This is a genomic window from Bacteroides uniformis, from assembly GCF_025147485.1.
In the GTDB taxonomy this organism is placed as follows: Bacteria; Bacteroidota; Bacteroidia; order Bacteroidales; family Bacteroidaceae; genus Bacteroides; species Bacteroides uniformis.
Map to the genome: position 1 here is coordinate 1,804,277 of NZ_CP102263.1, position 25,713 is coordinate 1,829,989.

Sequence of the window (25,713 nt, forward strand, 5' to 3'; positions counted from 1 at the left end):
CTATTTACGATTTGATACTTTGCATTTCATTATTTTGCCACTTTTCATTGTTTCAATAAAACAATCATTTTGAGAGAGAAGTCGAAAAACACCATGCGGGCGTTTACGTTCTGCTCGATGTGGCGTTGCGCTTCACTTAGTTCGTCCATGATACCCATGACGTTCCGTTCGTTGACAAAGGGGGCGAAACGGGTGGCGAAGTTCTGTTCGGGCAGCGTCATGTAGTTCATCTCCTTGCGGTGCAGGTTGTAGATGAAGTTCTCGCGGGTCATGCGCTGGCAGTAGTCCAGGAAGTTCTTCTGCCGTTCGCGTCCCATGGCAGCAAGCTGCTCGCTCCATTGTTTCATTTCCCGTATCTTGCGCTGGTAGGAGAGTCGCATCAGGCTGACAAAGAGGTTGAAGAACAGTTCGTTCTCTTCGTTCAGATGGATGGTCTCCAATGCTTTGATGAAGTCTCCGTTTGCCAGATGGGCTATCGTCTCGCTGTCGCGGGGCTGCACTCCGTACTTCTGCTGCAGGGCTTCGGCTATGTCGGCTTCTTCAATCTTGGGAATGTTGAAGCGCTGCGTGCGGCTGAGGATGGTGGGCAGTATCATTTCCGGAGCTTCGGAGATGAGGAGGAATATCGTTTTCTCGGGTGGCTCTTCCAGCAGTTTCAGCAGCTTGTTGGCGCATACTTCATGCAGCTTTTCGGGTAGCCATACGATGGTGACTTTGTAACCTCCTTCACTGGATTTCAGACTCAGCTTGCGGGTTATCTCGTCGCTTTCCTTGGCATAGATGATGGCTTGTCCGTTTTCGGCATCCATCTCGTTCAGCCAATGGTTCAGTCCGAAGTAGGGGCTGTTCAGCAGCAGGTGCCGCCAGTTGGCGATATAGTCGTCGCAGACTTCCTTTTTCCCTTTGGCACTCTTGACGATAGGGTATACGAAGTGTACGTCCGGGTGCACCAACTTGTTCCATTTCACGCAGGAGGGACAAGTACCGCAGGCATCGGTTTCCGTCCGGTTGGGACAGCAGATGTAGCGGGCATAGGCAAGTGCCAATGGGAGTTTTCCTACTCCGGCAGGGCCACAGAAAAGTTGTGCGTGGGGAATACGTCCTTCCTGCACTTCTTGTATCAGCCTTTGTTTGGCTGCCTCTTGGCCTATTATGTCCTTGAAACTGAACACGGGTTAATTAGTTATAAGTTATTACTTGTGACACTGCCAGTTGTCAATTGTCAACTATCGATTATCTATTGTTTAGTAGATTTGTTTGGCTACTTCCCTGATGCTGTCTGTGGCTCCTACCGAGTAGAAGTGGAGGCTTGGGACGCCATGGGCTATCAGCTCTTTGCACTGCTGCACGCACCATTCGATACCCACTTGCTGAGCTTCCGCATCGGTGTTGCACTTCAGAACCTCTTGGGTCAGTTCCTCGGGCAAGTCTACCTTGAACGTCTTGGGTATTATGCTGAGTTGTGACAGCTTCTTGAAGGGCTTGATGCCCGGGATAATCGGGATGGTGACACCGGCTTGACGGGCACGTTCCACGAAGTCGAAATATTTCCGGTTGTCGTAGAAGAGCTGGGTCACGGCATACTCTGCACCCATTTCCATTTTTTTCTTCAGCCAGTAGATGTCTGTATCCATGTTGGGGGCTTCTTCATGCTTTTCCGGATAGCACGCCACACCGTATGAAAACGGGGTATTGGTAACTTTCATCTCGGAGCCGTCCACAAAAATACCTTTATTGAAGTTGTTGATTTGCTCTTGTAGTTCGACGGCGTGGTGGTAACCGTTGCCCACGGGGATAAAAGAGGATTCGTGCTTTGCCTTGTCGCCACGAAGCACCAGCAGGTCGGTGATGCCGAGGAATTGCAGGTCGAGCAGCACGTACTCCGTCTCCTCGCGGGTGAAGCCGCTGCAAAGGATGTGCGGCACCATGGTGATGTTGTACTTGTTCTGGATGGCAGCAGCTACGGCTACGGTGCCGGGGCGGCGGCGCAGGCGGTTTCGCTGGAACAATCCGTTGCCGAGGTCTTTGTACACGTACTCGCTGCGGTGCGTGGTGATGTTGATGTATTTGGGGTCGAATTCCCGTAACGTATCTATGGTTTGATACAGCTTTTCGATGCCCGTACCTTTCAGTGGTGGCAATATTTCAAAGGAAAAAGCTGTTTTTTCGTTACTGTTTATCAGGTCGATTACTCTCATTTCTCTTTCGTTATCTTTGTCCGATTGGCAAAAATCTTGCACATTGGGAACAAAAATACAAAAAAGAAATGAGAAATGCCGAAATTGCCGGCTATTCTTTTATACAGCGGATGGAAAGAGCTTTATAGTAGGGCTTGCCGGTGACATGGGCAGCGCTTGATACAAACTCGTCGCTTTCGCCGAGAAAATAAATGGTGCTTTCCGAAAGGGTATGCTTTGTATGATCCCAACTCCAAAAGGCGGTCATTTTATTGGGGCTGTTGTGTCCTTTGTTGTACCACATTCCTACCGGGAAAGCATTGAACCGGGTATGGTTGTTGACGGGGGCAACTTCACCGGATACCATTGCCTGCCATTCTCCTGCTTTTAGTATGGAGGCATCGTTGCCGGTGTAGTTTTTCAGCTGTTCCCAGTCTGCATCCGATGGAATTTTCCAGCCCTCGGGAGCCAGCTCTCCTGCCAGTATGGATTCTCCATTGTAAAAATAAATGTCATATTTGTCCGGCTTGTAATATCCGGCTTTGTCTGTTCCCAAGTCACTCTGTTTTTTCAAGGGAGCTCCGTCACGGTAGGTGGTGGCATGGAGCTCTTTACCCATCCAGTATTGGGCTCCAATCTTGACAATGGGGTATTCGGTAGACACTCCTTTTCTGATGTCTCGAAGGGTGTAGCATGCCACATTCACTTTGATGGCGTTTTCCGGTTTATCCAGAAGTAGCTTATGGTTATTGTCTATATAGAGCTTGTCTATGCCGGTATATTCCCCTTTAGTGTAGGTAAATCCATAGTCGTCTGTATTCCAGCTTATTCTTCCTCCGCAGATGGTGTCTTTACGGTCTGCAAGCTGTAGGATGACTCCATTGCTCAGGTCGGTCTTTTCATTTTCGCCTATGGGATAGGCTATAACGGCTCTGGAAGTCAATGACGCTGATTTGAGATATTCCTTGCAGACTTCTGCAATGGGTATCCCTTCGTGATAAATTCTGTACACATTTGAAAGAGAAAAGGAGAGAGCGGAGATATGTATGGCAGTGTAATCTTCCATATTGTCGGTGTCGATGGGAGGGAGGCTGCTCCATTCCTTGATTTTTCCGGCAAAACTGCTCAGTACGTTGCTGTTGCTCTGCATGGCTGATATGTTAATGATACATTGCGTGCTGCTACTCATTTCCACTTCGGGTATTGCACAACTGTATATACGTCCGCTCCACTCCATAATGAAGGATTGCTTGCCATCATTTATCGTTTGGGGTATGATGATGAATTCCTTGCCGGTAAGTTTGTTGTCTTTGACGCTCCATTCGCCGGAGGCTATGATGTCTTGTGTCCCCGTAAGATTACTGAAAGTCCCGTCTTCCAGATTATAATCGGCCGAGGTCTTGAGCCCGGTTGCGATGATACGCGGATTGGCTTTCAGCAAATCATTGGCAGAGTTGCTTGCGTCGGGTGTCAGAGAGATTGCCAGTTTGGACAGCTTGTGTTGGAACTCCAGGGTTACAGATTTGGTTTTACTGGTGATTCCTTGCGCTTTAGCTACCAAGAAGTCACTTTGTGCGCGGTTTTTCTCATTGCTCTGGTCTATCTGCACAGATACGGGAAGAACGGGTGTACCGGCAGCTACCCCTTCGGTTTGGTAAGGGTGGTAACTGATAAAGTCCAGTGACACATCTCCTTCCGGATAGAATACTGTCTTTTTGGGAACTAGTGTGGAGCCTTCCGTATATTCCAGGGCCAGATTGTCAATATACCGTTTTCCCTTGATGGAGCCGGAGGAAGTGGTTGCAAACAAGCCCATTCTGTCTCCTTTTTCAAAGGCGGTGTTTGTGACCTTGGTACTGGCCTTTTCCATTTTGATAGAGAACGTGATAGGTGTCGTCCCTTCCTCGATTTCCGCTTCTGATTCTTCGTCAATCCGGTTCACACAAGCTGTATTCCCTAAGGACATGCAGCAGAATAAAGAGGCAGCCAAGACTCCTCTTGCAAGAATAAGTTTTTTCATTGTATTATTATTGTGGGGCAACGGTTTTTCCGCTTTCCCAATTATACTCAATGAACCTTGTCTTAAAAATGTGGATTTAGCAGAGCTATAACCGGTATGGAAAAGTCTTTTACGCTTTTGGATGCTAATTATCAGTATCACGCTTGATGCCGCAGTGCTTTTTAATCTTATTTTTAATAACTTTTAATAGGTTTCGGGTACAAATGTAATTAAACGTGTTAAATGAAGAGGGATAAATCGATAAAACTTTTATAATTTATTTATCACACTCTGATTTTTTGCCTAACTTTACACGCTAAAATCGTAGACAGTAATAAGTTAAACCATAGATATAAACTCATGCCTTTAAATTTACCCGATAAACTACCCGCTATCGAGTTGCTGAAAGAGGAGAATATTTTTGTCATTGACAATTCCCGGGCAACCCAGCAGGATATCCGTCCGCTGCGTATCGTGATTCTGAACTTGATGCCGCTAAAGATTACAACGGAAACGGACCTGGTGCGTCTGCTTTCCAATACTCCGCTTCAGGTGGAAATCTCGTTCATGAAGATAAAAAGCCATACTTCCAAGAACACTCCGATAGAACACATGAAAACATTCTATACGGATTTCGACAAGATGCGCGGTGAAAAGTACGATGGCATGATTATCACCGGTGCTCCGGTAGAGCAGATGGATTTTGAGGAGGTGACTTATTGGGATGAGATTACTGAAATCTTCGACTGGGCGCGTACGCATGTCACCTCTACGCTCTACATCTGCTGGGCGGCGCAGGCAGGGCTCTATCATCATTATGGAGTGCCGAAGTATGCACTGGATAAGAAGATGTTCGGTATCTTTGAACATCGTACCTTGCAACCGTTGCATCCCATTTTCCGTGGATTTGATGATATGTTCTATGTGCCGCATAGCCGCCACACGGAAGTGCGCCGGGAAGATATACAGAAGGTTCCGGAATTGACGCTGCTTTCCGAGTCGGAGGATGCTGGTGTATATATGGCGGTGGCCCGTGGAGGGCGTGAGTTCTTCGTGACCGGCCATTCGGAATACTCCCCGCTGACATTGGATACAGAGTATCGCCGTGACTTGAATAAGGGCCTGCCCATTGAGATACCCCGTAACTACTATGTGGACGATGACCCGGACAAAGGAGTGCTGGTGCGTTGGCGTGCCCATGCCAATCTGTTGTTCTCCAATTGGCTGAATTATTTTGTATATCAGGAGACGCCGTATAATATTAATGAAATAGGGTGAGTTACTCGTAACTAAACGATGATAAAGCAACGTAAAATAGAGCTGCTGGCTCCTGCCAAGAATTTGGAGTGTGGCATAGAAGCTGTGAATCATGGGGCAGATGCGGTATACATCGGTGCACCCAAGTTCGGTGCGCGTGCGGCTGCTGTCAACTCTTTGGAGGATATTGCCGCTTTGGTGGAGCATGCCCATCTGTATAATGCCCGTATCTATGTGACGGTCAATACCATTCTGAAAGAAGAAGAGCTGAAAGAGACGGAGAGGATGATTTGGGAGCTGTACCGCATCGGTGTGGATGCACTGATTGTACAGGATATGGGGATTACGCGGTTGAATTTGCCGCCCATTCCGTTGCATGGCAGTACGCAGATGGATAACCGTACGCCGGAGAAAGTACGTTTCCTTGCCGATGCCGGTTTCCGTCAGGTGGTGTTGGCACGCGAACTTTCTTTGCAGGAGATACGCGGTATCCATGAGGCGTGTCCCGACGTGCCGCTCGAAGTCTTTGTACACGGGGCTCTTTGCGTCAGTTATAGCGGGCAGTGCTATGTCAGCCAGGCTTGTTTCGGACGGAGTGCCAACCGGGGGGAATGTGCGCAATTCTGCCGTTTACCCTTCAGTCTGGTAGATGCCGATGGCAAGACCATTGTGCGTAATAAGCATCTGCTTTCTTTGAAGGACCTCAACCAAAGCGAGGTGTTGGAAGAACTGCTGGATGCCGGAGCCACTTCGCTGAAGATAGAAGGCCGCTTGAAGGATGTGACCTATGTGAAGAATGTGACGGCGGCTTACCGTAGGAAGCTCGATGCCATTTTTGCCCGTCGCAAGGAATATGCCCGTGCTTCTTCGGGCACCTGCCGTTTCGATTTCCAGCCACAGTTGGACAAGAGTTTCAGCCGCGGTTTCACCCATTATTTCCTGCAAGGAAGGGGAGGGGAGATCACTTCGTTCGATACGCCCAAATCTTTGGGAGAGGAGATGGGCACTTTGAAGGAACAGCGCGGGGGATATCTCACGGTGGCAGGCGTAAAGCCTTTCCACAACGGAGACGGTGTCTGTTTTCTTGATGAGCAGGGACATTTGCAAGGTTTCCGCATCAACCGGGTGGATGGTAACAAACTCTATCCGGCAGGGGAAGTGCCTCGCATCAAACCTCGTACACGGCTTTATCGCAATTTCGACCAGGAGTTTGAACGTATCCTTACCCGTAAATCCTCCGAACGCAAAATCGGTGTTTGTTGGGAGTTGGCAGATACTTCTTTCGGGTTTAGCCTGACGGCTGCGGACGAGGATGATAACCGCGTGACGCTCTCTTTCCCTTATCCGAAAGAGTTGGCACGTACACCGCAGGTGGATAATCTGCGTAATCAGCTGGGCAAGTTGGGGAATACTCCTTTTGAGATAGCAGGATATTTGTCTGAAGATGCTTCGGGCATCAGGCTCAATCTTTCTGCTAACTGGTTCCTTCCTGCTTCTGCGGTGGCGGACTGGCGCCGGCAGGTGATAGATAAGCTGATTGCGGCTCGGCGTGTTACTTATCGTCGTGAGCTGGCTGTTTGGAAACCGACCAGCCATGCTTTCCCGGCTACTTCGCTGACCTATCTGGGTAATGTGATGAACGGTGCTGCCCGGAGTTTCTACCGTGAGCACGGGTTGTCGTCCATAGCACCTGCTTACGAGGCACAAGCGGTTCCGGATGCTGTACTCATGTTCTGCAAACATTGCCTGCGTTTCAGTATGGGATGGTGTCCCACCTATCAGAAAGGACATTCTCCTTATAGGGAACCTTATTATTTGGTTGGGACGGACGGCAAGCGTTTCCGCTTGTCTTTTGATTGCAAGAATTGCCAGATGAAAGTCATTGCTCATGAAGAGCCGCTTTAATGAAGGATGAAGAATGAGGAATTACTAATAAAGACTTGAAAATGAGGAGTGAGGAACGGGCACATAATGAAAGGCTGGCAAATGACCGGTACCGGGAAGCGGGCAGGGACAAACATCCTTTGCGTTCACTGCGTTCCCTCCTATTCTGCATTCTTTATTTTTCATGCTTCATTGCTTTAGTTTCCTGCCATTATTCCCGTCCTAATCTTGAAGATGAACATCTGTCTAAGGAGACGCGTGATTCGCTGGCCTATCTTTTTGAGCGGCATTATACTTGGAATACCAATCTGGAAGTGCTGGCAGATTCTGTGAATTTGGCTTGTCTGCCCGTGAAGGACTGCTATAATATGCTTTATCGGGGAGACCGCGTGGTGGTTGCCGAGTTCGCCATCCATCCTGCCGACAGTGTGGATAGTGTATGGGTGAAGCTTGCCCATTCGCAGGAAGTGCAGGGTTGGTTGCGGGAGTCCGAAATGATGCATGCCTTTGTTCCTACAGACAGCATTTCGCAGGCCATCTACTTGTTCAGTGATACCCATGCCTCTTATTTTATCATTATTTTTGCCTTGTTTGTGGCAGTCTGGCTGTTCCGGGCTTTTCGGCGCAAGCAGTTGAGGATGGTGTACTTTAATGATATAGACAGTCTCTATCCGTTGTTGCTATGTCTGCTGATGGCGTTCTGTGCCACTATTTACGAATCTATACAAGTGTTTGCGCCGGAGACGTGGCAACACTTCTATTTTAATCCTACCTTGTCGCCGTTCAAGGTACCGCTTGTGCTTTCTGCTTTTCTGATGGGTATCTGGCTGTTTATAGTGGTGTTGCTGGCGGTACTCGACGATTTGTTTCGCCAGTTAAGTCCGGCGGCGGCCGTATTCTATCTGTTGGGGCTGGCCTCCTGCTGCATCTTCTGTTATTTTTTCTTTATCCTGACTACATCTATCTACGTCGGATACTTGTTTTTGACCGCTTTTGTATGGGTATTCCTCAAAAGGCTTCGCATTTCGCTGCTGGCTTCACGCTATCGTTGCGGCAGATGCGGGCAGAAACTGAGGGAGAAGGGAGTCTGCCCGCATTGCGGAGCTATCAATGAATAAAAAAGCTTTGTAACTTTTCCATATTCAGTAGGAAAATGTAACTTTGTAGTTGAACTTTTAAAAGGAGGAATTGATTATGAGTAGTTTGGAGTTGGAAGCCGGAAAATTGGAGTTGATTCGTGAGATAGTCAATATCAATAGCAGTACTGCATTGGAGAGCCTCAGAAAATATATGAAGGAGGTTTTGAATAAGAATAGTCATTCCATTCCGACAGCGGCAGATAGCAAATTGCTGACTAAGCGTATGCTTGCAAAGTATGCCGGTAGTTGGAAGGACAATCGTGATTCTGATGAAATCAATGATGATATATATGCATCACGCCTTTCTCGAAAAGAAGAAAACTTTAGCCCCTTTGACGAATGAAACGATATTTGCTTGATACTAATATTTGTGTTCGCTTCATGCGTCAGAAATTTGGAGTAGACGAACATATTGAAAAGGTGGGCTGGGAACATTGTTGCATTTCGGAGGTTACGGTAGCAGAGTTGTTGTTCGGTGCAGAGCGAAGTAATAATGTGGAGAGAAACTTGCAGCTTGTTACTGATTTCTGCCAAGATATCAAGGTAATACCTTTGTCCTCGGCTTTATGTTGTTATGCCCGGAGTAAGGCTGCCTTATATAGTCAAGGAACTCCCATTGAGGATTTGGACTTATTTATAGGATGTACAGCGGTGGCTAACCAAATGATAATGGTTACTGAAAACAAGAAACATCTGGAAAGAATACCTAATATTGAAATTGAAAACTGGGTACATAGAGGATAACTTCTCCTCTGTCAGATAGAAACATAGAAACGGTCGTTCGGGTATGCAATGTGTAAGTACCCGAACGACCGTTTCTATTTTCCTTTACTTTCGGAGGGACAAAGCTCTCCAATCAGAACCTGCACCTCAACTCTATTCCCGCCTGCACAGGCCGTCCTTTCTGCATAAATCCGTTCCCCATACTCTCAAAATAGAACGAAGCATACTCTTTGTCCAGTGCATTGCGCACCCAGAAATCAATCTGTCCATGTCCTTTCTGGAAGCTGATACGTCCGTTCAGCGTGCCGTAGAAGGCTTGGCTCACGGTATTCTTCTCGGTCCAGTAGATGCGCCCGGCACCGGTGTAGTTGGCGTTCAGCTGGATGCAGTCCAGCCAGTGCCCCGGACGGATGCGGAAGATGTACTGACCGCCCACGTTCATGGTATGCTTGGGAACAAAGGGTACGTACTTGCCGTTGTAGCTGATTTCCTGAAGCTCCCCATTCACTTTCTCGTTGGTGATGTAATCCTTAAAGGTGGCATAGGTATAACCATAACTTGCATTCAGCGTGAAGTCCGTAGCAACGGCAGCCGTCAAGGCAACCTCTGCCCCCTGGCTGCGGCTTTTGCCGGCATTTGCCGTTTCGCGTCCCAGTCCGCTTGGGGCGAAGCGTGAAATCTGCTGGTCGCGGGTTTCCAGCCAGAAGATGGCGGCGTCGGCATGCAGACGTCCGTCCAGCAGATTCAAGTGTGTTCCTATTTCGTAGTTCCAGGTCTGTTCGGGCTTGTAGACGGTGGCGGATTTTGCATCCGGATTCTCTCCCGCATCGGGGAAGTATTTACCCACCAGCTCTTTGTAGGCATCCGGCACGTTGGGCATAATCGCCTCTTTGCTTTGCCGCATCATGTCATTCTTCAAACTGGATTGCAGCAGGTCGGAGAACATCTGCACGTTGTAACCTCCCGAACGGTAACCTTTGCTGACCGTTGCATACACATTTCCTCTGTTTCGCGCAAAGTCATACTGCAAAGCAAACTTGGGCAACAGCTGAAGATAATCCTTATCAATGTTTCCTTGGTAGCGCGACTCTACGGTCAGCGCCGTCTCCGGCATCATCTCTATTTCGCGGATGACGACGTCGCCCCGCTTCATTTCTCCCTTGATGCCCACCTTGTAGTCCAGGCTGGTGCCGGAGTTGTAATCCATCTTCATACGCTCATAATCCAGGCGTAACCCGGCAGTGAACGACACTCCTTTCAGCCCGAATAAATCTCTGAAGGTGGATTGATGAAAGAGTGCCCCATTCAGCAGCGGAGTGTCGAAACTGCCCCCGATGGGCATGGTCCGGCTGCTGATGCCCAGTGAGGGCAGGATATTCATACTCATGGATGGTCCCATCTCTACTTGTATTTGCGATGGGATGACACTGCCCAACATCTGATTCAGCATCCCCATTCCGGCTTCCCTGAAAGTGACGGGAGCTTCCGTATTCAGCCATTGGTAGAAGCCGAAGGCGCCGGTGGTCCATTGCCAGCGGCTACCGCTTTTACTCTTCAAGATGATTTCCTCGCTCAGTGCGTGGGAGCGTTGTTTCTGTTGCAGGGTATAGATGTCGTTGGCGGTGAAGTCCTGGTCTATGTCCATGCAGTCCTTTAGAAACTGGTAGCCGGTGACCATGCTCAACGTGAAGTGCTGTGCCTGGTATTCCAGGTTCAGACCCGTGTTCAGCAGGTTGCGGTAGTAGTTGCTACGGGCGTTATTGGAGATTTTTCCGATGTAGGGCTTCAGCGGCTCGCTCTGTGCTTCGGGGGCCAGGCTGCCTTGGTAGAAATACGGGTAGCCACCCTGGTCGCTGTATTCGTAGTTGATGTTTAGGTCCACCTTCCAGTTGTCCGAGGGGAGGTAGATGGCGCGGATGCGTCCGCCTGCCGATTGCCCCTTGTCCGCTTTCTCGTCCCTCACCGTGTTGCGGAAGAATCCTCCTTGATAATCGTAAAAACCTCCGGTGGAAAAGGCGAACCGTTCCGAAAGGCGGTGATAGTGGGTCAGCGAGGTATTATAGGCATTGTACGTACCTGCCCCCATGCGGAAGTCCGTCCCCTGGTAGGAGAAGGGCGATTTGGTGTGCACCTTAATCAATCCGCCCATGGCATTGCGCCCGTAGAGCGTGCCCTGCGGACCGCGTAGCACGTCGATGCGCTCTACGTCGGCATAGCTGAAGTCGAAGGCTGACTTGTCTATATAAGGTATATTGTCTACATAAAGTCCTACGGAGGGAGTGTTGATGCGCGAGCCGATGCCGCGGATATAGACTGCCGAAGTCAGTCGCGAGCCGTAGTCGGGGATAAACATATTGGGCACTACGGATGTCAGATTCTTGATGGAGTTCACCTGTGCGTTCTGCATGTCCTGCTGCGAAAGCAGGGTGACGGCGGCGGGCTGTTCGCGCAGTTTCCGGTTTTCTTTGGGGGCGGCAATGACGGTTATTTCCTCTACATCCACCACTTTCAAGGTGTCTGCCTCTTCGGCAAGTACGTTGCCGGTTGCCAGGAGGCAGAAGATACCGGCTAAGATTCTATATCTGTTCATAAACTGTTTTTTTAAGCACCTGCAAAGTAAAGGGATTCTTGCGGAAGGGACAATCCTCATTTATTAGGATTTCGTTCCTGGAGTGCTAATCTTAAATCGTTCCATCATGCAAAAAATATCGTTCCTCCGTGGGGTAAAAATCGTTCCACCATGGTGGAACGATTTTTACCCCACGGAGGAACGATTAGATGTTAGCACATTAGCACACTAATTGGGGCGAAGTCTTTCTGAAAAGACTTCGCTTCTGATGTATCCGGTTGTAGGATTATATTCTGTCCGCTTCCACATATCCGTGCATCACGGCATAGATAGTCAGCCCGGACACGGACTTGATACCCAGCTTCTCGGTGATATTCTTGCGGTGTGAGATGACGGTGGTCAGGCTGATGTTCAGTTTGTCGGCAATCTCCTTGTTGATGAGACCTTTGGTAATCAGCACCAGCACTTCTATTTCGCGGGCGGAAAGGTCGTGCCCGGCGGCTGTATTTATTGCCATATCCGAGTGTCTGGCGGGTGCCGGCTTTCCGTGGTTTTGTCTGTATTGGTTTCCGTATTGGCGCAGCTGCAGAATGTTTTTTGCCAGATTTTGTTCGTCCTGATAGATGTTTAGCGTCGGCATGCCCGACAGTTGGGGGACGGTTTCACCATTGACCAGCACAATGGTTTTGGGCTTGCGCTCCAGAAAGAAAGCGGTATGCTCGAAGTAAATCTGTGAAGAGATGAAATAATGCACATACATGTCAGGCGTATCATCCATCAGTTCGCCAAAGGAACGGAAAGAGCGGATGATGGCTGTCGGGATGATTTCCTCCAGCAAGTTCTGCAGTCCCAGACAGGAGAGGGTGTTGGAGTCGACGATTGCTATTTCAGGAGTCATTCTCGTTTTTTTGTTTCTGCAAAAATACGGATTATTTTTTAGGGTTTGTCTGTGCGGGGCTGCAAAATGAAAAATTCTCCTATGCAGAACTATTCTCCCTCTCCTTTTGGGGAGCGGGGAGTGTCTCCTTTCGCATATTGGCTGGGGCTGACATTGAAATATTTCTTAAAGACTTCCCGGAAGTATTTCCCATCGCAGAAACCGGTTCTTTCTGCTACTTCAGTCACGGAATATTTCCCTTCTTTCAATAGCTCGGCAGCATGTTTCAAACGGATATTCCGTACGAAATCTGCCGGTGCCTGGCCGGTCAGCGCTTTCAGTTTACTGTAGAAACTGGTACGGCTCATATTCAGGAGCGAGCACAATACGTCTACTGTGAAATCGGGATTATCCATGTTCTCCTCGATATGTCTCTTTACATTCGACATGAATTTCCAGTCGAGACTGTTGGAGCAAGTGGTAGTTGTGGAGGGCTCTTCTTCTGTATTGATTTCCAAATCCGCATATCTCTTGCGCAGCAATGCGCGGTTGGCAAGCAGATTGGCAATGCTGGCTTTCAGTATGTTTATGCTGAAAGGTTTTACAATATATTCGTCCGCACCGATATGGAGTCCTTCGAGAATGTTCTTTTCATCTCCCAGTGCCGTCAGCAGTACTACCGGGATGTGGGATGTTTCAATATCGTTCTTGATGGCGATGCATAATTCGTCGCCTCGCATTTCCGGCATCATGATGTCGGAAAGAATCAGTCCCGGCCAGAATTGTTTTACAATGGTCAGCGCTTCCTTGCCGTTGTTGCATACTTGTACATTGTAAATCGGAGAGAACGACTGGAAGAGATAGTTGCGCAGCTCGTCATTGTCTTCTACAATCAAGATGCGATGCAGTTTGTCATTGTCTTCAGTCCGGAGTTCTCCGGCAAGTTTCAAAGGAACGGTGGGGACATCCGGTTCATAGAAGGTCTTCTTATCCTTAACGGACAGAGTGAAGTTCTTGAACTGTTCTTTCTCTTTGGGAAGGATGATTCTGACAGTACTGCCTTGGCATTCGGTGCTCTCAATGTATATTTTTCCATTGTGCAGGCTTACCAGCTTCCGCACCAGCATCAGACCGATACCGCTTCCCGTTATTTTGGAGTTGATGGCATTTGTTCCACGGAAGTGCATCTTGAACAGTTTTCTTTGTTCTTTGGCGGGAATTCCTATTCCATTATCTTTGACTTCTAGTCTCCAGGAGCTTTTCATGTCATAAACAGAAATGAGTATATCGCCATTTTGGGGAGTATACTTCAGAGCATTGGATATGACATTTTCCAGGATAGAGTCCATCTTCTCTTTGTCGAACCATACATTCATGTAGCTGAAATTGCTTTCGTATCTGAAAGTGATATGTTTTATGGTGGCATAGGTCTGGAAATTGTTGTATATCTCCTTGATGTAAGTATTCAATTCATATTCTGCTATGTACAGATGAGGGGAATATACTTCTGCCCGTTCAAAGTTTATCAGATTGGTAGTCATGCGCAGGAGGGAGTTGACATTTCTCAGTGCCATGTGCATATTGTTGGTCTCGGCTTCGTTCAGTGTCTTGTTTTCAAGCATTTCTTCCAGAGGTGCCTTTATCAGTGTCAATGGCGTGCGGATATCATGCGCGGTATTGACAAAGAAACGGGTTTTCTCATCGGATATCTTTTTCTGTTTTCTCAGTGCCATGACACGGAAACCGACAACGGACATCAGTACTGTCAGCAGGACATAGCAGGCTATGGCCCAAAAACTGAACCAGACGGGGCGCGCAATGCTGATGTCGATGCTTCGCTCTTCAAAATAAAGATAAGGCTCTTCCTTGGATACCGCCCGTATGTAAAGTTTGTAATCGCCCGAGGCAAGGTTGGTGAAGCGGAGATGCCCTTCTTCACCCAGGCGGTTCCAGTCATCGTAAAAGCCTTCCAGCTTCCAGTAGAAAGTGACATTGTCCGGCGCGTCATAATTGATGGATGAAATACTGAGGGAAAAAGTGTTCTGGTTATATTTCAGCTTTAACCGGTCTGTCTGGTTGATGTTTTCCTTCAAGGGGGAATTCGGACTGCCGGGAAAGACTGTCTGATAGAGTATCTGAAAATCGCTGAGTATCATAGGAGAGTAGATGTACTTGGGCAAACGGGTTCCTTCGGGAAACTCGATGGCTCCGTCTGTGCTGCCAAAGACAAAACCCTTGTTCTTGCGTAGCGTTCCGGAAGAGGCACTGAAGCAGGAGGACATCAGCCCTTGCTCTTTAGTCCAGTTGTGGAATGTCTTCTCCGTAGGGTGGAAACAGCTGATTCCGTTTTCGGTACTCATCAGGATATGCCCGTCCGACTCGGGGAGTATGGTGTAGATGTTGTTTGAAATCAAGGCACAATTGTCCTTGTGATAATGCTTGAACGTATTGTCCTTTGCGTTGTAGACAACCACTCCGGAGCCGTTTGTTCCTATATATAGAGAGAGGTCTTCCGCTTGGTAAAGTGTGTTGATGTAGGTCGTCTCTTCCTGCAAGGCGACATATTGGAATCTACCCGACTCTTTGTCCAGCAGATACAGTCCGGCACTTGTCCCAATCCACATGTGTCCGTCGTCCTTTTCTGTAATGGCGGTGACGGAATTTATTCCGGGATACAGACGGACAGAATTCAGAGACAAATCGAAGCATTTCAGATTATAGAATCCTCCGGACCAGATATATCCTTTGGAGTCTTTAACAATGTCTCGGATATACTTGTCAGGACGTATGTTATCCGGACTGAGCAGGTAAGGGGAGAAATATTCTACCGAGAGTGTCCTTTTATTTATTTTGTATACTCCCGAAGTATATCCTCCTGCCCAAATAATGCCGGGTGATACCTCGCATAGCGTAATGAATATGTGGTTCTTGTCTTTCAGTTGATGGTCGAAGGAACTTAGGAATGAGTGCCACTGCCCGGTTTTCGATTGATAAAGGCTGATTCCGTTGCTTGTTCCGAACCATAGGTCTCCGTCACTGTCTTCAATGACAGAGTGTACCTGATCGTTGACCAGCGATTGTCTGTTTCCGATGGAATGCTTTATCCAGTTATAGTTTTTGTACCGGTTGTCTATAATGGTAATCCCTTCCGGGTAGTTGGCTATCCATATCCGCTTTTCTTCATCAATATAAATGTCATTGATGTTATTGCTGTTCATCTCATTGTAACTTTTGTAGCTGGAGGTGATGTACGGTTCCGAGATGCACGAGTTCACATTGATTTTGTGTATGCCCATACCTTCTGTCGCTATCAATAGCTCTGTCCGGTTCAGAGGTCTGATTCGGGCAATGTTTACATCGCTCAAATCCGTATTGGAGTGTATAATCCGTTGTTGCCGTATGTCGTAGGCAAAAACTCCTTTTTCAAAAGTACCGATGAAAAGTCTTTGTGATTCTTGATGGAAATGGAGTGCACTGATTTGTGCCTGGATTTTGTCAAGAGGTTCAAGAGGGACAATCTGCAATGCTTCGTTTTCGAGTTTGACGTATCGCACTCCCTTGTTGGTGGCCATGAAGAAGTGGTCGTTGTCCACTTGTTCGATACTTGTAATGCTACTTTTCAGTTCATTGGGCATTTGATGGGTCTCTCCGGTTTGTGTGTCGTAAAGAGCGATACTGTATCTGCTGCACAGCCAAATCCTATGATTGTGGTCCATATAGCCGTAGCTGATATTGACCGGTGTCTTGGGCAGTTTATATACTTTATTGAACACATCGTGTTCTTGGTTGTATTGAAAAATGCGGCCGGCTTTACCTATGACCCATAACTTCCCCTTCTCTTCAAAATACAACCAGCCGAGATGGATGGGGGAACTCGATTCTTTGTTTTCTCCTATTAATTTATAATGTTTGATGTCTTTTCCATTGTACCGGTCTATGCCTTCGTTGGTGAGGAACCACATGTAACCTATCGAATCCTTTTGAATGTCGAAGATTCTGCGGTTACTCAATCCGTTTTCTACTCCTATGTATTTATAAGTTTGCGCCGTGGCAATGAGGGGTAAAAGGAATAGAAAGCATACAATGTTTATGATGAATCTCATATAAATATTTATCTATAAATACAATATAACAACATGCGTGTGATAATAGTTTACAAATTAAACGAGAAAAAGTGAGATTTCAAAATTTAAATGTCAATATTGCAGCTTAACCAAGGAATGCCTTTGCAGCTTCTGCACACCGTTCGCCGTCAATCCCGGCAGAAACGATGCCTCCGGCATATCCGGCGCCTTCTCCGCAAGGGAACAATCCTTTTATACGTACATGTTGCAGTGTTTCCTTGTCTCTTGTTATGCGTACCGGTGCCGATGTGCGGGTTTCCACTCCAATCATTGTCGCCTCGTTCGTCAATAACCCCCGGCTGTATTTCCCGAATAGCTGGAAACCTTTGCTCAGGCGTTCTGCAATGAAAGAGGGCATCCAGAAGTGGAGAGGTGAGGATACCAAGCCTGGTGCGTATGAGGTTTCCGGCAGGTCGTAGCTTAGTTTCTTCTTGGTGAAGTCCACCATTCTCTGTGCCGGTGCTGTCTGCTTCATATTGCCTTGTTGCCAGCAGAGGTACTCTAGATACTCTTGAAAATGCATCATACTCAATGGAGAATTGGCAGTTGACAATTGACAATTGGCTGCGCTGTCGTGCTGCATAGCAATTGTAAATTGTAAATTGTCAATAGTAAATTGCTCCAAGTCTTCCGGGCGTAGCTCTACCACCATTCCCGAATTGCTCCAACGGGAACCGCGGTTGCTGGGACTCATCCCGTTGACTACAATCTGCTCGGGACCGCTGGCGGCGGGCACAACGAAGCCGCCGGGACACATGCAAAAGCTATATACTCCTCGTCCGTCCACCTGGTTTACAAAGCTATATTCGGCGGCAGGCAGATATTTTCCCCGTCCGTTCCGGTTGTGATATTGTATTTGGTCTATCAAGGTGGCGGGGTGTTCCAGTCGTACGCCTACGGCAATGCCTTTAGCTTCAATCTCTACATTGTTGGCGGCAAGCCAGCGGTATACGTCCCGGGCAGAGTGACCGGTGGCAAGTATCACCGGGCCAAGGAAAGTCTTGCCGGTATTTGTTTCAATGCCTTTGATTTCATCCTTCTCTATGAGTAGGGCGTCCATGCGTGTTTCAAAGTGGACTTCGCCACCGCACTGGATGATAGTGTTCCGCATGTTTTCAATAACACGCGGCAGTTTGTCCGTACCTATGTGCGGATGTGCATCTACCAGTATGGAAGTGGAGGCTCCATGTTGACAGAAGACATTCAGAATCTTGTCTACATTGCCGCGCTTTTTGCTGCGTGTGTACAGCTTGCCATCCGAGTAGGCTCCGGCACCTCCCTCTCCGAAGCTGTAATTGGACTCCGGGTTGACGAGTTGCTGGCGGCTGATTTGCGCCAAGTCTTTCTTGCGTTCCCGTACGTCCTTTCCACGCTCCACAATGACGGGGCGCAGACCGAGCTCTATCAGTCGCAGGGCGGCGAAGAGTCCTCCGGGACCGGCGCCTACCACTACTACTTGGGGCTTTCCTTCTACATTATTATATAAGGTATGTTGATATTCGTCCTCTTTCGGCATTTCGTTCAGATATGCCCGTACGTTGAGGTTGATATAGATTGTCCGTTGGCGGGCATCGATACTGCGCTTCAAGATACGCGCTGCGGTTATCTCCCGTGCATTCAGTCCTTTTTCGTGTATTAAGTACTCTTTCAGGCGTTGCTCGTTTGCCGCTACTTCGGGCAATACGCGTAGTTGGTATTCTTGTATCATAACGATTATCCGAATAAGGCACGGAATGCCTCTTCTACCTTCCGTACCGGTATTAATTCTATTTTTATCTTTTGGGTATTGAGTCCCTGCATATTATACTTGGGAAGTATAAAACGCTTGAAGCCAAGTTTCTCTGCTTCTCCGATGCGCTGCTCAATGCGGTTTACCGGGCGTATCTCTCCCGACAGACCTATTTCTCCTGCCATGCACACCTCTGGCTCTATGGCCGTGTCCATGTTGCTGGAGAGGATGGCGCTGATGACGGCAAGGTCTATTGCCGGGTCGTTCACTTTCAATCCGCCGGCAATATTGAGAAATACATCTTTCTGTGCCAGTTTGAAGCCTACACGTTTTTCCAATACGGCCAGCAGCATATTCATGCGGCGGATGTCGAACCCTGTGGCAGAGCGTTGTGGGTTACCATATACGGCACTGCTGACCAATGCCTGCGTCTCGATGGGGAACGGTCTGATGCCTTCTATCGCGGAGGCGATGGCTATGCCGCTCATACCTTCATGGTCTTGGCTCAGCAGCAGTTCGGATGGGTTGCTCACCTGCCGTAATCCATCTTGCCGCATTTCGTAAATACCCAGTTCGGCAGTGCTTCCGAAGCGGTTCTTGATGCTGCGCAGGATGCGGTACATGTAGTGCTGGTCGCCCTCGAACTGGAGTACGGTATCCACGATATGTTCCAGTACCTTGGGGCCGGCTATGCTTCCTTCCTTATTGATATGCCCGATAAGGATGACCGCCGTATGCGTTTCCTTGGCAAAGCGCAGGATGGAGGCGGAACATTCCCGTACCTGGGCAATACTCCCCGGCGACGATTCAAGGGTTTCGGTAGAAATCGTCTGTATGGAGTCGATGATGACGATGTCCGGGCGGATGTTCTTGATATGGACGTAAATCTGTTCCAGGGAAGTTTCGCACACGATGAGGCAATCACTGGAAGCACTTGTCAAACGGTCGGCACGCAGTTTCAACTGACGGGTACTTTCTTCGCCGGAGACGTAGAGGATACGTTTCTCCGGTATACGGAGTACGGTTTGTAGCACCAGGGTGGATTTCCCGATACCCGGTTCGCCGCCAATTAATACAAGAGAACCTTGTACCAGACCGCCACCCAGTACCCGGTTCAGTTCGGCATCATGGAGATCGATGCGCGGTTCGTCATCGGCTACAATTTCATGGAGGGTTACGGGTTTGGCTTTGGCGGTCTCTATACCCGATACGGGACGTTTGTTCACCACTTCTTTCCGTACCACCTCTTCCACATACGTGTTCCACATTCCGCACGACGGACACTTGCCTACCCATTTGGGAGAGTCTTGTCCGCAGTTGCTGCATACATAAACCGTCTTCTCTTTAGCCATAGTTGTGCATTCTCTTCTAAAATGATTGCCCAAAGGTACAATTTTTCGATGCAGGGCTTGCAGACTCCCATAGAGTTTTTTTATTTTTGTGAGTAGAAAACAATAACATGTTATAAAAGCCATGATAGAAGATATTCTTGCATACAACAAGCGTTTTGTAGCCGAGAAGGGGTATGAGAAATACATCACGAATAAATACCCGGATAAGAAGATTGCCATCCTCTCTTGTATGGATACCCGTTTGACCGCTTTACTGCCGGCAGCCTTGGGCATCAAGAACGGCGATGTGAAGATGATAAAGAATGCGGGTGGAATCATTTCACATCCGTTCGGTAGTGTCATTCGTAGCCTGATGGTGGCCATTTACGAGTTGGGCGTGACGGAAGTGATGGTTATTGCCCACTCCGATTGCGGTGCGTGCCACATGAGCAGCGCCCAGATGATAGAGCATATGAAGGCCTGGGGCATCAAGCAGGAGACGATTGATATGATTCGTTTCTGCGGAGTGGATTTCGAGTCTTGGCTGTATGGATTCGAAGATACGGAGAAATCGGTAAAGGGTACGGTGGAAGCTATTATCAATCATCCGCTGATACCGAATGATATCAATGTCAGCGGTTTCATAATAGATTCTGTGACGGGAGAATTGACCCCGGTGCAGTGATAGTTGTGCTTCACACGGTAATTTCCCCTGCCAGCGGTCGTCCCATCAGTTCGCGTATTTCGGCAGGTGGATAATCGTGCCCCAGAAGGAACATCAGCTTGGTTACGGCAGATTCCGTTGTGCTGTCATATCCGCAGACAACTCCTGCCTGCATCAGTTGGTAACCGGTTTCATAGCGCTCCATTTCAACAGTGCCGGCACTGCATTGGGTGACGTTGACAATGATGATGCCTTGTTCGCAGGCATCATGCAGGTGGCGTAGAAACCATTCCTTTCGGGGAGCGTTGCCGGAACCGTAGGTTTCGAGGACTACGGCCTTCAGTCCTTTAGTGGCAAGTATGGCTGCCACGACATTTTCCTGAATACCTGGAAAAAGCTTCAGTATGGCGATGTTGGTATCAAGCAGATAATGAGGCTCCAGTTCGTGGGGAGTGCCGTGCGTATGAATTTGCACATTATTATATTTAATATGTATACCGGCGGAAGCGAGTACCGGATAATTGAAGGAACGGAAAGCATTGAAGTTCTCCGCGTTCATTTTGGTGGTACGGTTGCCGCGCATCAGGTGGTTTTCGAAGAAGATGCAGACTTCGGGTACGATGGGCTGTCCGTTGGAGTGGCGGTCGGTGGCTATTTCGATGCTGGTCAGCAGGTTTTCCTTGCCGTCTGTGCGGAGCACGCCAATGGGCAGTTGCGAGCCGGTTAGGATGACGGGCTTGTTCAGCCCTTCAAGCATGAAGCTGAGTGCAGAAGCTGTGTAGGCCATGGTGTCTGTGCCATGCAGGATGACGAAGCCTGTATATTGGTTGTAGTTGTTGCTGATGATGCGTACCAGTTTGCGCCAGGCATCGGGGTCCATGTCCGAGGAATCCATGGGCGGGTCGAATTGATAAGTGTCGATACGGAACGCAAATCTCTGAAGTTCGGGAACATGTTTCTGCAACTGCTCGAAGTTGAAGCTTTCCAGGGCGCCGGTTTCTGCATTCTCTATCATTCCGATAGTTCCACCGGTGTATATTAGCAAAACGGAAGTATTTTCTGGGTTCATGCGCACTTTTCTTTCATGTTTTCCATGCAAATATAATGATATATATTGAGAGTGATAGCAAAATGTTAGAAAAGAATAAACGGATATACAGAAAAAAGGTATGGAAAGTGTGAAAGTGTAAGCCGTAAGTTGTGCATATTTCTTGCCTTTTTAGAGGCTTTCTGCATTTTTATCGCAAAAAAGTCGCAAAAAGTGATAGATTGAATGTTTTTATTGTTACTTTTGCAACACTTATCATAAATGATAGAAACAAGAGACTATGAACAAGTACTATCAACATACAGTCACATCCATGTGGACCATGACCCTTAGGGGTTAGGGATAGTATTTTGTGTTTCTACGTGTTACACCATTTTCAAGCAGTTTTTCCATTTAATTAAAGTCAATGCAAGCCGTAGCAGCTTGTTTCCGACACATTGTATCAACCATCTCAACAATATAAAGAGAAATGAAAGTAATGAAATTCGGCGGAACGTCCGTAGGTTCCGTGAACAGTATTTTGAGCGTCAAGAGAATTGTAGAAGCAGTCGATGAACCGGTTATCGTGGTGGTGTCCGCATTGGGCGGCATCACGGACAAGTTGATAAACACCTCTAGAATGGCGGCAGCCGGTGATGCTTCTTACGAGAATGAGTTCCGGGAGATTGTCTATCGTCATGTGGAAATGATTAAGGAAGTGATTCCGGCAGGCGAGGCGCAGGTTGCCTTGCAACGCCAGATTGGTGAGCTGCTCAACGAGCTGAAGGACATCTTTCAGGGCATTTATCTGATAAAGGACCTTTCGCAGAAGACGTCCGATACGATTGTGAGCTATGGCGAACGTCTTTCATCTATCATCGTTGCCCAGTTGACGGGAGCGGAGTGGTTTGACTCACGCAAGTTTATCAAGACGGAAAAGAAGCATTCCAAGCATGTGCTGGATACGGAGCTGACAAATTCGTTGGTGCGCGAGACATTCAGTAGCCTGCCCAAACGCGTATTGGTTCCGGGTTTTATCTCCACAGACAAAATGACGGGAGAGGTAACGAACCTGGGTAGAGGTGGCTCTGACTATACGGCGGCAATCATTGCTGCTGCACTGGATGCCGACAGTCTGGAAATCTGGACGGATGTAGACGGATTCATGACAGCTGACCCGCGTGTGATTTCCAGGGCATACACTATCAATGAATTGAGCTATGTGGAAGCTACGGAGCTTTGTAACTTCGGTGCGAAAGTGGTCTATCCGCCTACAATCTATCCGGTTTGCCACAAGAATATCCCCATTCTGGTGAAGAATACCTTCAATCCGGAGGGTGTGGGAACTGTCATCAAGCGAGAGGTTTCCGACCCGCAAAGCAAGGCCATCAAGGGTATTTCATCCATCAATGATACGAGCCTAATTACAGTGCAAGGCCTTGGTATGGTAGGTGTCATCGGTGTGAACTACCGTATCTTCAAGGCGCTGGCAAAGAATGGCATCAGTGTGTTCCTTGTGTCCCAGGCTTCTTCGGAGAATTCAACGTCTATCGGTGTGCGCAATGCGGATGCTGATCTGGCTTGCGAGGTGCTGAACGAGGAGTTTGCCAAAGAAATAGAGATGGGAGAAATTTCTCCTATTCAGGCAGAAAAGAACCTGGCTACCGTGGCCATCGTAGGCGAGAACATGAAGCATACGCCGGGTATTGCCGGAAAGCTGTTCGGTACGTTGGGGCGTAACGGTATCAATGTGATTGCTTGTGCGCAGGGTGCTTCGGAAACCAACATCTCGTTTGTAGTGGACAGCAAATCATTGCGCAAATCGCTGAATGTCATCCATGATTCTTTCTTCTTGTCGGAATATCAGGTACTGAATCTTTTTATCTGCGGCATAGGAACCGTAGGCGGCAGCTTGATAGAGCAAATTCACAGCCAGCGCCAGAAGCTGATGCAGGAGAACGGCCTGCAGCTGAATGTAGTGGGCATTGCCGATGCAAACAAAGCCATGTTCAGCCGCGAAGGTTTCGATTTGGGACGTTTTCGTGAAGAACTGCAGGAGAAGGGAAAGGACAGCTCTCTGGAAACGCTGCGTAATGAGATTATCGGTATGAACATCTTTAACTCTGTCTTTGTGGACTGTACGGCAAGTGCAGGCGTGGCTTCCCTTTACAAGGACTTGCTGCTGCACAATGTTTCGGTAGTGGCTGCTAACAAGATTGCTGCTTCTTCCGAATACGAGAACTACCGTGAACTGAAACAGATTGCCCGCCAACGCGGTGTGAAGTACTTGTTTGAAACCAATGTAGGCGCCGGACTCCCCATCATCAATACCATTAACGACCTTATCCATAGCGGTGATAAGATATTGAAGATTGAAGCCGTGCTGAGCGGTACGTTGAACTATATCTTCAATAAAATCAGTGCCGACATTCCTTTCAGCAAGACCATTAAGATGGCGCAGGAGGAACGTTACTCCGAGCCCGATCCGCGTATCGACCTCAGCGGAAAGGATGTTATCCGCAAACTGGTGATTCTGGCACGCGAGGCCGGTTACTGTTTGGAACAGAGCGATGTTGAGAAGAACCTCTTTGTGCCCGATGACTTCTTTGAAGGCTCCCTGGATGACTTCTGGAAGAAAGTGCCGAGCCTCGATGCCGATTTCGAAGCCCGCCGCAAGGTGTTGGAAGCCGAGAACAAGCATTGGCGTTTCGTAGCCAAACTGGAAAATGGCAAAGCATCTGTCGGTTTGCAGGAAGTCGGCGCCAACCATCCGTTCTACGGGCTGGAAGGCAGCAATAACATCATCCTGCTGACCACGGCACGCTATAAGGAATATCCGATGATGATACAAGGCTACGGAGCCGGTGCGGGTGTAACGGCTGCGGGGGTATTTGCGGATATTATGAGCATTGCAAACGTTTAATCTAAATCGTAATATAGAAAGATGAAACACATCATTATATTGGGTGATGGTATGGCCGACTGGCCCGTGAAGGCTCTGGGAGGCAAAACCTTGCTGCAGGCGGCTGCAACTCCCTATATGGACAAGCTGGCACGCATGGGACGTGTGGGAAGGCTGGTGACGGTGGCCGAGGGATTTCATCCCGGCAGTGAGGTGGCGAATATGTCCGTTCTGGGCTATAACCTGCCGAAGGTGTACGAAGGCCGCGGTCCATTGGAGGCGGCGAGTATCGGTGTGGACTTGCAGCCGGGTGAGATGGCGATGCGCTGCAACATTATCTGTATCGAGGGAGACAATATCAAGAATCATTCTGCCGGGCACATTACTACAGAGGAAGCGGATGTGTTGGTAAAATACCTTCAGGAGCATTTGGGTAATGACCGCGTGCATTTCCATACGGGCGTGCAATACCGCCATCTGCTGGTAATAAAAGGAGGGGACAAGCGCATTGACTGTACGCCGCCCCACGATGTCCCTTTGAGGCCTTTCCGTCCGTTGATGGTGAAGCCGATGGAGGGTACGGAGAATATTTCGGTCCCCGAAGGCGGTGCAGAGCTTACTCCGAAGCAGACTGCCGATTTGATTAATGATTTGATTCTCCGTTCGCAAGTGTTGCTGGAAAACCATCCGGTCAACATGAAGCGGAAGGCCGAGGGTAAGGACCCTGCCAATAGCATCTGGCCGTGGAGTCCCGGTTATCGTCCGCAGATGGAGCGCCTTTCAGACAAGTTCCCGCAGGTGAAGCGTGGTGCTGTGATTTCTGCCGTGGATTTGATTAACGGCATCGGCTACTATGCCGGATTGCGGCGCATCACCGTAGAAGGTGCGACGGGGCTTTATGATACCAACTATGAGAATAAGGTGGCTGCCGCCCTTGATGCATTGCGGACGGATGATTTTGTCTACCTGCATATCGAGGCCAGTGATGAGGCCGGTCACGAAGGAAATGTCCCCTTGAAGATTATGACGATTGAGAATCTGGACAGCCGTGCCGTAGGTCCTATCTACGAGGCTGTGAAGGATTGGGAGGAACCCGTTGCTATCTCCGTATTGCCCGACCATCCCACTCCCTGCGAACTCCGTACGCATACGGCCGAACCTATCCCGTTCCTCATTTGGCATCCGGGTATCGAGGCTGACGAAGTACGGACATTTGATGAAGTGGCAGCCTGCGAAGGCAGTTACGGACTGATGAAAGAAGACGAGTTTATTAATGAATTTATGAGTTCCACCACAGAGTAACACAGAGTT

At 48.5% G+C, this 25,713-nt stretch carries 17 protein-coding genes; 8 read left to right on the forward strand and 9 right to left on the reverse strand.

Features of this window, described 5'->3' with window-relative positions; genetic code table 11:
* Positions 1-44: 44 nt before the first annotated feature.
* From holB to NQ510_RS06885, 3 genes are all read right to left on the reverse strand, one after another.
* Positions 45-1,172 (reverse strand): DNA polymerase III subunit delta', encoded by a 1,128-nt coding sequence (gene holB / locus NQ510_RS06875; RefSeq protein WP_005828533.1) that lies wholly within the window; start codon positions 1,170-1,172, stop codon positions 45-47.
* Positions 1,173-1,244: 72 nt separating this feature from the next.
* Positions 1,245-2,198, reverse strand: a complete 954-nt coding sequence (gene metF / locus NQ510_RS06880; RefSeq protein WP_008665978.1) for a methylenetetrahydrofolate reductase [NAD(P)H] — start codon at positions 2,196-2,198, stop codon at positions 1,245-1,247.
* Between the two features lie 91 nt (positions 2,199-2,289).
* Complete coding sequence (locus NQ510_RS06885) at positions 2,290-4,197, reverse strand: fimbrillin family protein (protein WP_034525653.1); 1,908 nt, start codon at positions 4,195-4,197, stop codon at positions 2,290-2,292.
* A gap of 339 nt (positions 4,198-4,536) precedes the next feature.
* On the opposite strand from NQ510_RS06885, the gene metA reads away from it, so the two are divergent.
* The 5 genes from metA (at position 4,537) to NQ510_RS06910 (ending at position 9,200) form a co-directional block, all read left to right on the forward strand.
* Entirely contained in the window at positions 4,537-5,454 is a 918-nt protein-coding gene (metA, locus tag NQ510_RS06890; RefSeq protein WP_005828529.1) for a homoserine O-acetyltransferase MetA, read from the forward strand.
* Between the two features lie 18 nt (positions 5,455-5,472).
* Positions 5,473-7,338 carry a peptidase U32 family protein gene (locus tag NQ510_RS06895; RefSeq protein WP_005828527.1) on the forward strand — a complete coding sequence of 622 codons (1,866 nt, stop codon included), beginning with the start codon at positions 5,473-5,475 and terminating at the stop codon, positions 7,336-7,338.
* Positions 7,339-7,379: 41 nt separating this feature from the next.
* Positions 7,380-8,435: a hypothetical protein gene (locus NQ510_RS06900; RefSeq protein WP_005828525.1), complete on the forward strand. Its 1,056-nt coding sequence runs from the start codon at positions 7,380-7,382 to the stop codon at positions 8,433-8,435.
* A gap of 76 nt (positions 8,436-8,511) precedes the next feature.
* Positions 8,512-8,799, forward strand: coding sequence for a hypothetical protein (locus NQ510_RS06905; protein WP_005828523.1), 288 nt, complete (start codon positions 8,512-8,514; stop codon positions 8,797-8,799).
* Positions 8,796-9,200 (forward strand): type II toxin-antitoxin system VapC family toxin, encoded by a 405-nt coding sequence (locus tag NQ510_RS06910; protein ID WP_005828521.1) that lies wholly within the window; start codon positions 8,796-8,798, stop codon positions 9,198-9,200. The genes NQ510_RS06905 and NQ510_RS06910 overlap by 4 nt, the downstream gene beginning before the upstream one ends.
* Before the next feature lie 112 nt (positions 9,201-9,312).
* On the opposite strand, the gene NQ510_RS06915 is transcribed toward NQ510_RS06910, so the two are convergent.
* From NQ510_RS06915 to radA, 5 genes are all read right to left on the reverse strand, one after another.
* Entirely contained in the window at positions 9,313-11,769 is a 2,457-nt protein-coding gene (locus NQ510_RS06915) for a TonB-dependent receptor (protein WP_005828519.1), read from the reverse strand.
* A gap of 265 nt (positions 11,770-12,034) precedes the next feature.
* Positions 12,035-12,646, reverse strand: coding sequence for a helix-turn-helix transcriptional regulator (locus tag NQ510_RS06920; RefSeq protein ID WP_005828517.1), 612 nt, complete (start codon positions 12,644-12,646; stop codon positions 12,035-12,037).
* A gap of 89 nt (positions 12,647-12,735) precedes the next feature.
* The gene (locus NQ510_RS06925; protein ID WP_005828515.1) at positions 12,736-16,728 is read right to left on the reverse strand and encodes a hybrid sensor histidine kinase/response regulator transcription factor; all 3,993 of its coding nucleotides are present in this window, start codon (positions 16,726-16,728) and stop codon (positions 12,736-12,738) included.
* A 106-nt stretch (positions 16,729-16,834) separates the two neighbouring features.
* The gene (locus NQ510_RS06930; RefSeq protein WP_005828513.1) at positions 16,835-18,457 is read right to left on the reverse strand and encodes an NAD(P)/FAD-dependent oxidoreductase; all 1,623 of its coding nucleotides are present in this window, start codon (positions 18,455-18,457) and stop codon (positions 16,835-16,837) included.
* A gap of 5 nt (positions 18,458-18,462) precedes the next feature.
* Positions 18,463-19,830, reverse strand: coding sequence for a DNA repair protein RadA (radA, locus tag NQ510_RS06935; RefSeq protein WP_008665988.1), 1,368 nt, complete (start codon positions 19,828-19,830; stop codon positions 18,463-18,465).
* Positions 19,831-19,951: 121 nt separating this feature from the next.
* On the opposite strand from radA, the gene NQ510_RS06940 reads away from it, so the two are divergent.
* Complete coding sequence (locus tag NQ510_RS06940; RefSeq protein WP_005828510.1) at positions 19,952-20,494, forward strand: beta-class carbonic anhydrase; 543 nt, start codon at positions 19,952-19,954, stop codon at positions 20,492-20,494.
* A 10-nt stretch (positions 20,495-20,504) separates the two neighbouring features.
* Here NQ510_RS06940 and NQ510_RS06945 read toward each other — a convergent pair whose 3' ends face one another.
* Complete coding sequence (locus NQ510_RS06945) at positions 20,505-21,542, reverse strand: asparaginase (protein WP_005828507.1); 1,038 nt, start codon at positions 21,540-21,542, stop codon at positions 20,505-20,507.
* A gap of 448 nt (positions 21,543-21,990) precedes the next feature.
* On the opposite strand from NQ510_RS06945, the gene thrA reads away from it, so the two are divergent.
* Positions 21,991-24,423, forward strand: a complete 2,433-nt coding sequence (thrA, locus tag NQ510_RS06950; protein ID WP_005828504.1) for a bifunctional aspartate kinase/homoserine dehydrogenase I — start codon at positions 21,991-21,993, stop codon at positions 24,421-24,423.
* A 21-nt stretch (positions 24,424-24,444) separates the two neighbouring features.
* Positions 24,445-25,704 (forward strand): cofactor-independent phosphoglycerate mutase, encoded by a 1,260-nt coding sequence (locus tag NQ510_RS06955; RefSeq protein WP_005828502.1) that lies wholly within the window; start codon positions 24,445-24,447, stop codon positions 25,702-25,704.
* Positions 25,705-25,713: the final 9 nt, after the last annotated feature.